Origin of the sequence: Pseudomonas pharyngis (assembly GCF_021602345.1) — a bacterium.
Classification (GTDB): domain Bacteria; phylum Pseudomonadota; class Gammaproteobacteria; order Pseudomonadales; family Pseudomonadaceae; genus Aquipseudomonas; species Aquipseudomonas pharyngis.
In genome coordinates this window covers 42159-54502 of sequence record NZ_BQID01000017.1, presented here as the reverse complement: position 1 = coordinate 54502, position 12344 = coordinate 42159, and the positions used below count along the sequence as shown (strand labels likewise).

Sequence of the window (12344 nt, the reverse complement as noted above, 5' to 3'; positions counted from 1 at the left end):
GGATCGTCAGCATTAAATTGCCATCACCTTACTTCTTTGCGACCTGGTTGCTCAGCTTCAGGTAATCCAGCAGCACTCGCCCGGTCTCGCTCAGGTAGGCGTCGTCTTCCGGTTTGACCTTGTCCGGCTCGGCGGCTGCCAGGGCGTCGTCGTCTTCTTTCTTCAGCTCTTTGAGCGGTTCTTCGCCTTTGGCCTTACGACGGATGTTTTCCATCGCCAGTTGCTTGGCGTCGATGTCGGCGTGCTGGGCACGGCGTTCGGCTTCATTGAGGCTGACGGTTTTTTCTTCCAGCAGCTTCTGCGCCAGGGCCAGCTTGTCGCGGATGAACACGAACTCCGCATCCTTGGCAGAACGGCTGTCATGCTCGGATTTCAGCTGGGCCAGGTACGGCTTGAACGGATCGCTCGCCGGTTTGATCGCTGCGCGGATGGTGTCCCACGGCATGGCTTCCGGCAGGGCGCTTTCGCCGATTTCCTTGGTGTCGATGATCGACGGGTAATCGATGTCCGGCAGTACGCCCTGATGCTGGGTGCTCTGGCCGGAAACCCGGTAGAACTTGGCCAGGGTCAGTTTCAGTTCGCCGTGGTTCAGCGGCTGGATGGTCTGCACGGTGCCTTTGCCGAAGGTCTGGCCACCGATGATCAGCGCACGGTGGTAGTCCTGCATGGCGCCGGCGAAAATCTCCGAAGCCGAGGCGGACAGGCGGTTGACCAGCAGCGCCATCGGGCCTTTGTAGAAGGCGCCCGGGTTTTCATCTTCAAGTACATCGACCCGGCCATCGGCGTTACGCACGAGCACGGTAGGGCCCTTGTCGATGAACAGGCTGGTCAGCTCGGTGGCTTCCTGCAGGGAACCGCCGCCGTTGTTGCGCAGGTCGATGACCACGCCGTCGACTTTCTCTTTCTGCAGTTCGGTCAGCAGCTTCTTGACGTCGCGAGTGGTGCTCTTGTAGTCCGGATCGCCGGCACGGAAGGCCTTGAAGTCGAGGTAGAACGCCGGAATCTCGATCACGCCGAGCTTGTAGTCCTTGCCGTCCTGTTTCAGGTTCAGCACGGACTTCTTCACGGCCTGGTCTTCGAGCTTCACCGCTTCGCGGGTGATCGGCACGATCTTGCTGGTCTGATCGTTCGGCGCATTGCTGGCCGGGATGACTTCCAGACGCACCACGGTGCCTTTCGGGCCACGGATCAGCTTGACCACTTCGTCCAGACGCCAGCCGACCACGTCAACCATCTCTTTGTTGCCCTGGGCAACGCCGATGATCTTGTCGGCCGGAGCAACCTGCTTGGTCTTGTCGGCCGGGCCTGCCGGCACCAGACGCACGACTTTCACCTGGTCGTTGTCGCTCTGCAACACGGCGCCGATGCCCTCGAGGGACAGGCTCATGTTGATGTCGAAGTTCTCCGCGTTATCCGGCGACAGATAGTTGGTGTGCGGATCGTAAGACATGGCGAAGGTGTTGATGTACGCCTGGAAGATGTCTTCGGCGCGGGTCTGGTCCAGACGCGCCAGTTGATTCTTGTAGCGCTTGGTCAGGGTTTCCTGGATCTGCTTCGGCTCTTTGCCGGCGATCTTCTGCCGCAGCACTTCGTCCTTGACGCGTTTGCGCCACAGGTCATCGAGTTCGGCGGTGGACTTGAGCCACGGAGCATCCTTGCGATCGATCAGCAAGGTTTCCCTGGTGGTGAAGTCCATCTTGTCGACGCCTTTGTTCAGCTCGGCAAGGGCGAAGTCCAGACGCGCCTTCACGCGGTCCAGGTAGCGCTTGTAGATGGTGAACCCGGCGTTGAGGTCGCCGCTCTTGAGGAAGTCGTCGAATTGGGTCTTCCACTTGTCGAATTCGGCGATGTCGCTGGCCATGAAATAGCTGCGCGACGGGTCGAGCAGCTTGATGTAGCTGTCGTAGATGATCACCGAGCGCGCATCGTCGAGCGGCGGCTTGCTGTAGTGATGACGCTTGAGCAACTCGACGACGTTCAGACTGGCGATCACTTCGTCGCGATCAGGCTGTAACTTGTCCCAGCTGTTGGCTGCGAATGTGGTGCCCGACACCGGCAACAGACCGATACCGATGAAAAGAGCGAGGGCGGTGCTGGGGAGCAGATGCTTCATGCTGATTCGACGCGGGGACAATTGATAACGCATATTAGGCCGTCTTTGAAGTCGCCGGTACCGCTACGCTCTGTACGATAACTGCTGTTCAGCGTTCGTTCAGACCCCAGGGCCGGTCGCATAATGCAAAAAGCCCGGCGCTACAGCTTCGGGCTCAGTCCAGACTCACTATGGAGGCACTGTGAAGGCATTGCAAGGCGTTGAAGGTCAAGTGGCATGGGTTGATGAACCAAGTCCTACATGCGATGTAGGACAAGTTCGCATCCGGGTGGCGGCAGCGGGCCTCAATCGCGCGGATTTATTACAGAAAGCAGGACTTTATCCACCCCCTCCGGGTGCCAGCCAGGTGCTGGGTCTTGAGTGTTCCGGGGTGATCAGCGAGGTCGGTGCAGGATCGTCCTGGCAGGTCGGTGACCGGGTCTGCGCCTTGCTGGCCGGGGGCGGGATGGCCGAAGAAGTGGTCGTCGACGGACGGCATGTGCTGCCGGTTCCGGAAGGTGTATCGCTGATCGAGGCCGCTGGCTTGCCCGAGGTGTACGCGACCGTCTGGCTGAATGTGTTTCAACTTGCGGCGCTCAAACCGGGTGAGAAAGTTCTTCTGCACGCCGGAGCCAGTGGTATCGGCTCAGCCGCGATTCAACTGTGCAAGGCTTTCGGCAATCCGTCCTGGGTCAGCGTCGGTTCGGCTGAGCGGCTGGTCTATTGCGAGTCGTTGGGTGCCCAGGGCGGGGTGGTGCGCACCGACGACCTGGAAAGCCTGCGGGATTTCGGGCCGTTCGATGTGATCCTGGATCCGGTGGGCGGCAACTATTCGGCGTTGAACCTCAAGCTGATGGCGCAGGACGGACGCTGGGTGCTGATCGGTCTGATGGGCGGCCGCGAGGCAAAACTGGATCTGGCCCAGGTGCTGGCCAAGCGCGTGCAACTGCTGGGTTCGACCCTGCGCAGCCGTGACGATCAGTTCAAGGCGGATCTGTTCAGCGATCTGAGCCAGCACGTGTGGCCACTGTTTTCCGAAGGACGCCTGAAGCCGCAACTGGCCAAGGCGTTCCCGATCAAGGATGCCGAGGCTGCGTTTGCGGAGCTTGCGAGCAACACCGTAGCAGGGAAGCTGGTGCTGGTGATCGACGAAAGCCTGAGCTGATAATCGATGCTTGTGGGAGCAGGTCTGCTCCCACAAGCCAATCGCCTATTTCCAGAGGTGGATCGGCCAGCCGGACTTCTCGGCCTCTGCAAGCAGTACCGGATCCGGATTGACCACATGCGGATAATCCACCTTCAACAGCAGCGGCAGATCATTGCGTGAGTCGGAATAGAAACTCGCGCCCTCAAGGTTTTCCTCTTCGGCATCCAGCCATTCCAGCAGACGGGTGATCTTGCCTTCGCGGTAGGTCAGGGTGCCCACGGTGTGGCCGCTGTAGACGCCGTGCGCCACTTCCAGCTCGATTGCCAGGACCTCGTCGATGCCCAGCCGCTCGGCGATGGGTTTGACCAGGTGCGTGCCCGAGGCCGAGATCACCAGGATCCGGTCGCCGGCCTTGCGGTGAGCGGCGATGGTCTTGGTGGCGTCGCTGAAGATGATCGGCTCGATGAAGTCTTCAACCCACGGCCCGACCAGATGCTCGACTTCCTCAGGGGTACGTCCGATCATCGGTTCAAGGCTGAAGTCCATGTAGTCTTCCATGCGCAACTTGCCATGGCTGTAGGCGTCCATCAGCTCGTTGTTTCGGCGCATGAACGACTCGGGATCGACCCAGCCCAGGCGCCCCATCTGCTCGCACCAGAGGGTGGCGCAGTCGCCGTGGATCAGGGTGTCGTCCAGATCAAAAATTGCCAGGGCCATCAGTTCAGTTCCCTCTTGGGTGTCAGCAAAGTCATCAGGCTACCTTACACAGGGCGGTGGGATCGATGGAAAGTGACAGGCGCTGACCGTCGGGATGCAGATCCGCCGCCGAGCGGTTGAGCACATCCACCACCAGTTCCACGCCCCGAGCTTCGACGCGATAGCGAATCACGTTGCCCAGCAGGCTGTGGCTGCGGATTTGCGCATCGGGTTCGCCGTTGAGGCTCAGCTCGATGGCCTCCGGGCGAATCGCGATGCGGTGGCTGATCGGCCGCTGCAACAGCTTCGACGCACTCTCGGCATCCAGCAGGTTGTAGTTGCCGATGAAGCCGGCGGCGAACACGTCGACCGGCGCGGTGTAGAGGGTTTCGGCATCGCCGCTTTGTACGATCTTTCCCTGATTCATCAGGAAAATCCGGTCAGACATGGTCAGGGCTTCTTCCTGATCGTGTGTGACGAAAATTGTGGTCAGGCCGAGTTCGCGCTGGATCTGACGGATCTGTTCGCGCAGGTGTTTGCGAATCCGTGCATCGAGGGCCGACAGCGGTTCATCCAGCAGCAACAGGCGCGGACGGGTCACCAGTGAGCGGGCGAGGGCGACACGCTGACACTGACCGCCGGACAGCTGATGCGGATAGCGACTGGCGAAATCGTTGAGTTCAACCAGCTTCAACACTTCGGCAACCCGTTTGTGGCTGTCGTCGGCATTGACCTTTTGCATGCGCAGGCCGAAGGCGACGTTTTGCTCCACGGTCATGTTGGGGAACAGCGCGTAGCTCTGGAACACCATGCCGATCCCGCGTTTCTGTGGGGTGAGCGGCACGATGTCGACGCCATCGAGCAGAATCTTGCCGCCATCCACCGGCGTCAGCCCGGCGATGCAACGCAGCAGGGTGGATTTGCCGCAACCGGACGGGCCGAGCAGGGTGACGAATTCACCCTTCTGGATTTCGCAGTTGATGTCGCTGAACACCGTGGTGCCGGCGTAGTTTTTTTGCAGGTGTTGGACGCTGACATAGCTCATTCGCTTTTGTCCTTGTTCAAGATGTTGGCGACCCAGGTCAGGACCAGCACGAAAAAGAAGTAGGAGATCACCAGCGCGCTGGTGAAGTGGCCGCTGCTGTTGCGCATGTTGTTCAGATAAACCTGCAGGGTCTCGTAGCGGGTGCCGACCAGGATGTTGGCGAACACGAACTCACCGAACAGGAACGAGAACGACAGCAGCAACGCGACCATCAGACCTTTGCGCAGGTTCGGCAGCACCACCAGGAAGGCTGCCTGAAAGGTGCTGGCCCCGAGTAGTTGGGCAGCGTCCATCAGGTCGCGCAGGTTGATCGCTTGCAGGTTGTTGGTGATCGCCCGGTACATGAACGGCAGCGCCACGGTGAAGTAGCAACCGATCAGGATCCACGGCGTGCCGACCATCGCGAACGGCCCGGAACCGTAGAGCTGCAGCAGGCCCACCGACGACACCACCGGCGGCACCGCGAAGGGCAGCAGGATCAGGATGTTCATCAGTGCATCGAGTTTCGGGAAGTGGTAATGCACCACGAACAGCAGCGGCAGGATCAGCACCACCGACAGGAACAGCGCGCCGACGCACACCAGCAACGACTGACCGAAGGCGTGCAGAAAACGCGGATCGCTCCACAGCTGGAGGTACCACTTGAAGGTGAAACCGCTGGGCAGGATGGTGGCCGACCAACTGCTGGCGATCGAATAGATCAGCGTGCCCACCAGCGGCAGCAGCAGGATGGCGAACAACAGATAGACCACGACGCGGTGGTAGACGCCGGCCGGTCCGGATTCAGCGCGAGACATGGTAGCTCCTCTTCAGCAGCAGTTGATGCACGACGGTCACCAGGGTCATCAGCGCCACCAGCACCACGGCCAGGGCACTGGCCAGGTTCGGATCGAGGGAAATGTCGCCGGAGACCATCGCCGCAATCCGGATCGGCAATACGTTGAAGTTGCCGGTGGTCAGCGCGTAGACCGTGGCGTAGGCGCCGAGGGCGTTGGCCAGCAGGATCACGAAGGTGCCGAGCAGGGCCGGGGTCAGTACCGGCAGACCGATGTGGCGCCAGAACTGCCAGCTGTCGGCGCCGAGCAGTGCGGCGGATTCGCGCCAGTCTTCACGCAGTGCGTCGAATGCCGGGTACAGCAGCAAGACGCCGAGGGGAATCTGGAAGTAGGTGTAGAGGATTATCAGCCCGGTTTTCGAATACAGGTTGAAGTCCTCGATGATCCCGGCCTGCTTCAACATGATGGTGATGCTGCCGTTGAAGCCGAGCAGGATGATGAACGCGAAAGCCAGGGGCACGCCGGCAAAGTTGCTGGTCATGTTGGCGAACGCGTTGACGAAGTTGCGCAGTTTCGAGTCGACCCGGCGCAGAGAATACGCACCCAGCACCGCGATGATGATCCCGAACACACTCGACCAGAAACTGATTTCGAGGCTGTACCGGATCGCCTGCAAATAGAATTTCGAATTGAAGATCTTGCTGAAGTTGGCGAAGCCCCAGCCGAACTCTTCCGATTGCAGGCTGTTGATCATCACCCAGATCAGCGGGGCGATTTCGAACACGATAAAGAACAGCGCGAAAGGCACCAGGCACAGGGCGGCCAGCCATTTGCCGCGAGTCATTGAGTTCACTTGAGCAACTCCCGGCACACAGGTTTGTCGTGGGGCACGCCAAGCAGTTCGCACACGGTGCCGCAGATGTCGGTCTGCTTCGGTGCAGCGTCACTGTTCAGGCTGAACGCATCACCGATCACGAACAGCGGCACCTGGCGCTCTTCCGGCAGCAGGCCGTTGTGCGATCGGTCGTTGTTCATGCCGTGGTCGGCGGTCACCAGCACCTGGCAGCCGGCGTCGAGCCAGCCTTGCAGGTAGTCGGCGAGGATGATGTCGGCGCTGCGTGCGCTGTTGCGGTATTGCGGGGTGTCGAGGCCGTGCTTGTGCCCGGCGTCGTCGATGTTCATCGGATGGATCAGCAGAAAATCCGGGGCGTGGCGCAGGCGCAGGTTTTCGGCGTCGGCGAACAGGTGCGAATCCGGGTAGTGGTCGTTCCAGTAGAAGTGGCCGTGCTGGATCGGTAGCGTCGGGTCATCGGTATGCCGATCCCGTGCCGCCACGAACGGCGAGCGGTTGTAGAGCTCGCTGACCCAGTGGTACGCCGCGGCGGCGGTTGTCAGACCGGCATCGCGGGCGTAGTGATAGATGCTGCGCTGGTTGGACAGGCGCGAGACGTTGTTATGGACGATGCCGCTGTCGATGGGCGGCACGCCGGTGAGGATGCATTCGTAAAGCGGTCGGGACAGGGCCGGCAGCTCGCACTCCAACTGGTAGAGTGCGGCGCGTCCTGCGCCAACGTAAGCCTGCAGATGCCCCATGGCGTGACGCGCGACCTCGTAGTTGAGGCCGTCGAGCACGACAAGGATGACGGTGTGCTTCATAGGGGCAAAAACTCCGCGAAACAGAAAATTTCAGGTTCAACCCGGATCCCCCTGTGGGAGCGGGCTTGCTCGCGAAAGCGGAGTGTCAGTCGATAATTTTTTGACTGATCCACCGCATTCGCGAGCAAGCCCGCTCCCACATTTGGATCTTCAGCAGATCACAAAAGGGTGATCAGCCGCTTTATTTCATCTCGACGATGACTTCTTCGTTCCACTTCTGCGGCAGGGCCTTGGAGGTTTTTTCCCAGGCATCGGCGTCCTTGATCGGCGTGACCTTTTTGTACTGCTCGTTCGGCAGCAGCTTGGCCTTCACGTCTTCCGGCAGTTGCAGGTGCTCGGCGCGGATCGGGCGAGCGTTGCCGCGGGCGAGGTTGGTCTGGCCGGCGTCGCTGAAGATGTATTCGCGGGTCAGCTTGGCGGCGTTCGGGTTCTTCGCGTATTTGTTGATGATGGTGGTGTAGCCGGAAATCACCGAACCATCGGACGGGATCAGCACCACGTAGTCATCCGGGTTGGCCATCTTGGCCTTGTAGCTCAAGCCGTTGAAGTCCCAGACCACGCCGACTTCGATCTCGCCTTTTTCCATGGTGGCGATGGTCGGGTTGGCCATCGACAGGCGCCCCTGCTTGGCGATGTCCGCGAACAGCAGCAGGGCAGGCTGGATGTTTTTCTCGTCGCCGCCGTTGGCCAGTGCGGCGGCGAGTACGCCGTTGGCAGCTTGTGCGGCGGTGCTCACGTCACCGATGGAAACCTTGTATTTGCCGCCCTTGAGGTCAGCCCATTTGGTCGGTACTTCGGAGCCGTGCAGCAGCTTCTTGTTGACGATGAAGGCGATGGTGCCGGTGTAGGCCAGCGCCCAGTTGCCGTCCTTGTCCTTGGCCCAGTCCGGCACCTGGTCCCAGGTACTCGGCTTGTACGGTTGCACCACGCCCTGCTTGACCGCGATCGGGCCGAAAGCCGCGCCGACATCGCCGATGTCGGCGGTGGCGTTGTCTTTTTCAGCGGCGAACTTGGCGATTTCCTGGGCCGAGCTCATGTCGGTGTCGATGTGTTTCAGGCCGTATTTCTTGGCCAGGTCTTCCCAGGTGCCTTTCCAGTTGGCCCAGTCATCGGGCATGCCAACACTGTTGACGGCGCCTTCCGCTTTCGCAGCGGCTTCGAGGGTTTTTAGATCGTCAGCCGCCATGGCGGCGGTGCACATGGCAATGGTCGAGCCTAACAGTGATGCCAGGAAAAACTGTTTCATTCCAAAGCTCCTTGGTCGTGTTCAACGCTGCAATTGCGGTTTGTGTTGGTCTAGGTCAGCAATACCTGAGCCAATTTAAGGGGGCTCGATGACACTTTGATGTCGGCGATGGCTCGCCCAGCCTTTTCTATCTCCGGTATCAGCGAGTGCCCGGTAAGCGTAGACCACCCGCCAAGTCCCGGCGGGCAAGGGACTTGGCCGATGTATTGCAAGTTGTCAGGGCGACCGTTCGGTAGTTTTGTCATCTCTCGGTCATCTGCACTGCCTAGGCTTGCAACACAACCGGACGGCACGATTGCTGTGCGGTTTTGCCCCGAAACAGTGCTGGTCTAGTCCAGATAGGTAACGTTGATGCGCGATGAGGCAACAAAAGCGGTGACAGCGATTGGCCAGATCCTTCAGGAGCAACTCGACCATGGGTTGCTGGCGGCGGGGAGCAAGTTGCCGGCCGAGCGCAAGCTCAGTGAGCTGTTCGGCACGACGCGAATTACGGTACGCGAAGCCTTGTTGCAGCTGGAGGCGCAAGGGCAGATTTATCGCGAGGAGCGGCGTGGCTGGTTCGTGTCGCCACCGCGTCTGGCTTACAACCTGATGCAGCGCAGTCACTTTCACGCGATGGTCAGTGCGCAGGGGCGGGTGCCGTCGACCGAGGTGATTTCGGCGCGGTTGCAGCCGGCTTCAGCGGCGGTCTGTGCGTGGTTGCAGTTGCCGGCGTTGTCGAGCGTGATTCAGATCTGCCGGTCGCGGCGGATCGATGGGCGGCTGGTGTTGTATGTGGAGCATTATCTGAATCCGCAGTTTTTTCCGGGGATTCTGGAGTTTGATCTGAATCAGTCGATTACCGAGCTGTATGCGCGGCATTACGATTTGCATTATGGGCGGGTGCGGTTCGAGATTGTGCCTACGTCATTGTCGGTGGATGCGGCGGCGGCGTTGCGTGTGTCGGTGGGGAGTCCGGGGTTGAGGATTGCTCGGGTTAATTATGATCAGGCTGGGCGGTTGATTGATTGTGATCTGGAGTTTTGGCGGCATGATGCGATTCACGTTGGGGTTGATGTTGTTTGACCTTGGCGGCCTCTGGGCCGACCAGGTTTTGGGTTGACTGTGTACATATCCGTTTCTTCGGGTGCTGCCGCTGACGGTTTCGCCCTTACGGCGAGTCACTTTGGCAAACGCCCCAAAGTAACCAAAACGCTGGGCCCCGGCGTTCGGCCCCTCGCTTTGGCTCGGTGTTCCTTCGTTCCGGGATTCATCCGGGGGCATCGCCTACGGTTTGCTTCGCTGCACCTCCTCTCGATGCATGCGGCTTCGCCGCACGGTCGCTGCGCTCCCACCCCCGGATAAATCCCTCCACTCAGCCTTCCGATGGGGCCGGCACGTCAAAAGCGGTACTCGAGCTAACGCTCATTGTGTTGAGTGGTGGAAGGGCATATGTGTTGCTTTTGCTCTCTGTGGGAGTTGGCTTGCCAGCGATGGCGGCCTGAAGTCGGTCAGATTCTCCGGATCTATTCTTGAGTTTGGCCGCCACCGCCTGCGGTGATCACTTGCACATTCATCCTTGGCGTCGCCAAGTCCAGTCCGGCCTCATCCAGATGCCGTTTCAGCGACAGGTTGAATGCTCGTGAAACTTCCCATTGTTTGATCGGTGCGGTCTTGAACCTTGCCCGCAGTATCGCGTTGCCGGATTCAAAGCTTTCCACGCCCTGAAACTCCAGCGGTGACCAGATGTTGCGTCGTTGCAGCGGGTCGGTGCGCATTTTCTGGCCGACGTCGCGCATCAGTTTGATGGCTTCGTCGATGCTCATGTTGAACGGCACGGCCACGCGGAAGATCGCGTAGCCGAATTCGCGGGAGTAGTTTTTGATGCTTTTGATTTCGCTGAACGGGATGGTGTGGACGATGCCGTCGATGTCTCGCAGGCGTACGGTGCGGATGGTCAGGCCTTCGACGGTGCCGAGGTGGCCGCCGACGTCGACGTAGTCGTCGATGGCCAGGGAGTCTTCGATGATGATGAACAGGCCAGTGATCAGGTCGGCCACCAGTGACTGGGCGCCGAAGCCGATCGCCAGACCGATCACGCCGGCACCGGCCAGCAACGGCGTGACGTTCATGCCCATGTTCGCCAGGGCGACGATCAGGGCGATGATGAAGATCGCCACGAACAGCACGTTACGGATCAGCGGCATCATGGTTTGTGCGCGGGCGTTGGCCAGGCCTTTGCGGGAGCGGGTGAGGGCGTGGTGCACGGCGGTGTCGCTGAGGATCCAGATCAGCCAGGCGAAGATCAGCGTGCCGATCAGGCTGAACAGTTTGACGCTGACGTCGTGGCCTTCGCCTTCGGTGAAGCCGATCAGCGACATGCCCCAGACCCGCAGGCCGAGTTCGATGAAGGCCAGCCACACCAGCAAATGGGCGAGGGTGTAGAAGAAGCTTTTCAGGCGCTCGGAATACAGCGCGTGGCGCTTCGGCCCACGTTGAGGCTTGAGGGCATGGCGGCGGACGAGGCCGTTGATCACCATGCACAACACCAGCAGCACGGTGCAGATCAGCGACTGGCGCAGGGCGGTGCTGGTGTCGCCGGCGGAGACGAAGGTGGCGAACAGCGAAATGCCCACCAGCACCAGCGCCGGGACGTACCAGAAGGTGCCGAGGATTTCGATGGTGTCGCTGAGGGCGCGGCGGGTCAGGCGGCGGGACAGTGGCTGGTTGCGGATCAGGTGGGCGATCGGCCGGCGGAAACGCAGGATGAACAGACCGGTCGACAGTGCCGCGAGGACGTTGGCGACGGTGGCGGCGGTGTGGGCCAGGTGCACGCCGAGGCCGGCTATCAGTCGCGGATCGCTCAGGGCTTCCCCGAATGCGGCGAAGCTGCCGATCAGCCACAGCGGGCGGAAGGCCTGGTGGCGCAGGATGTACAGCGCCCGGTGGCGGTGCGGGCCGTCGAGTACGGAAAAGGCAATCACGCAGATGGCCGAGAAGCAGGTGCCGACCACCAGCGCATAGGCCAACACCATCGCCAGGCTTTTGCCCAGCGACGATGGCAGCGCGTAACTCATGTACACGGTGATGACCAGGGCGATCATCCACGGCCCGAGCTTGCGCAGGGCGAAGCGCAGCATGTCGAGGGCTCGGGGATGTTGCGGCAGTTCTTCGGTCAGACCGAAGCGCATGCGTACCCGATGACCAAGCCAGATCAGCGCGGCGGCGAGCAGGCTCCAGACCGCGAGGATCACGGCGAAGGCGAAGATGATCGGCAGCCATTCGCTGGCCGGCAGCATCAGGCCTTTGAGCTCGTCCTTGGCCATGTCGAATTCGGCGGACCAGCGATTGAGCGGGCTGTCGGCACCGGAGAACTGTTTTTCGAAAGTGGCGAGGGTGCCGCCGATCAGTCCCAGCACCCCTTCTTCCGGGGTGGCCTGGGCTTTTTTCGTGGCGTCGCGCAGTTTTTTCAGATCAGTCAGCAACTGGGCGCGTTGCTTGTCGTTTTCCAGCGACTTGATGACTTCGTCCAGGGACTGGCCGAGCGGTTCCTGAGCTTCGGGCTGAGCCTTGCCGGCGCCCGTGAGCAATCCCGGCAGACCGGCGGCGTCGGCAGGCGCTGGCGACACCAGGGTCATCAGGCAAACGAGAAAGAGGCAGGGCAGGGCAAAAAGACGAGCAAACACTAGGCGGTCAACCTCGCAAGG

Annotated in this window: 10 protein-coding genes; 2 read left to right on the top strand and 8 right to left on the bottom strand. The window is 60.7% G+C overall.

The features are described 5' to 3' along the window. Positions 1–28: 28 nt before the first annotated feature. Positions 29–2113, bottom strand: coding sequence for a carboxy terminal-processing peptidase (locus L6D74_RS25965; protein ID WP_166742345.1), 2085 nt, complete (start codon positions 2111–2113; stop codon positions 29–31). A 181-nt stretch (positions 2114–2294) separates the two neighbouring features. On the opposite strand from L6D74_RS25965, the gene L6D74_RS25960 reads away from it, so the two are divergent. After that, a complete protein-coding gene (locus tag L6D74_RS25960) occupies positions 2295–3257 on the top strand; it encodes a zinc-binding dehydrogenase (RefSeq protein WP_236191000.1) in 963 nt (320 codons plus the stop codon). 45 nt (positions 3258–3302) lie between these two features. On the opposite strand, the gene L6D74_RS25955 is transcribed toward L6D74_RS25960, so the two are convergent. The 6 genes from L6D74_RS25955 to L6D74_RS25930 form a co-directional block, all read right to left on the bottom strand. Next, the gene (locus L6D74_RS25955) at positions 3303–3956 is read right to left on the bottom strand and encodes an HAD family hydrolase (RefSeq protein ID WP_085613511.1); all 654 of its coding nucleotides are present in this window, start codon (positions 3954–3956) and stop codon (positions 3303–3305) included. Positions 3957–3990: 34 nt separating this feature from the next. Then, positions 3991–4980 carry an ABC transporter ATP-binding protein gene (locus L6D74_RS25950; RefSeq protein ID WP_236190998.1) on the bottom strand — a complete coding sequence of 330 codons (990 nt, stop codon included), beginning with the start codon at positions 4978–4980 and terminating at the stop codon, positions 3991–3993. After that, positions 4977–5777, bottom strand: coding sequence for an ABC transporter permease (locus L6D74_RS25945; RefSeq protein WP_039769862.1), 801 nt, complete (start codon positions 5775–5777; stop codon positions 4977–4979). The genes L6D74_RS25950 and L6D74_RS25945 overlap by 4 nt, the downstream gene beginning before the upstream one ends. Next, entirely contained in the window at positions 5764–6600 is an 837-nt protein-coding gene (locus L6D74_RS25940; RefSeq protein ID WP_172829520.1) for an ABC transporter permease, read from the bottom strand. Before L6D74_RS25940 ends, L6D74_RS25945 begins: the two co-directional genes overlap by 14 nt. 5 nt (positions 6601–6605) lie before the next feature. Continuing rightward, on the bottom strand, positions 6606–7412 hold the full coding sequence (locus L6D74_RS25935) for an alkaline phosphatase family protein (protein ID WP_236190996.1): 807 nt from the start codon (positions 7410–7412) through the stop codon (positions 6606–6608). 181 nt (positions 7413–7593) lie between these two features. Then, the gene (locus L6D74_RS25930; protein WP_064594574.1) at positions 7594–8658 is read right to left on the bottom strand and encodes an ABC transporter substrate-binding protein; all 1065 of its coding nucleotides are present in this window, start codon (positions 8656–8658) and stop codon (positions 7594–7596) included. Positions 8659–9009: 351 nt separating this feature from the next. Here L6D74_RS25930 and L6D74_RS25925 point away from each other — a divergent pair, with 351 nt between their 5' ends. Further along, the gene (locus L6D74_RS25925) at positions 9010–9723 is read left to right on the top strand and encodes a UTRA domain-containing protein (RefSeq protein WP_085701120.1); all 714 of its coding nucleotides are present in this window, start codon (positions 9010–9012) and stop codon (positions 9721–9723) included. Positions 9724–10163: 440 nt separating this feature from the next. On the opposite strand, the gene L6D74_RS25920 is transcribed toward L6D74_RS25925, so the two are convergent. Then, positions 10164–12323, bottom strand: coding sequence for a mechanosensitive ion channel family protein (locus tag L6D74_RS25920; RefSeq protein WP_085613507.1), 2160 nt, complete (start codon positions 12321–12323; stop codon positions 10164–10166). Between the last annotated feature and the right edge of the window lie 21 nt (positions 12324–12344).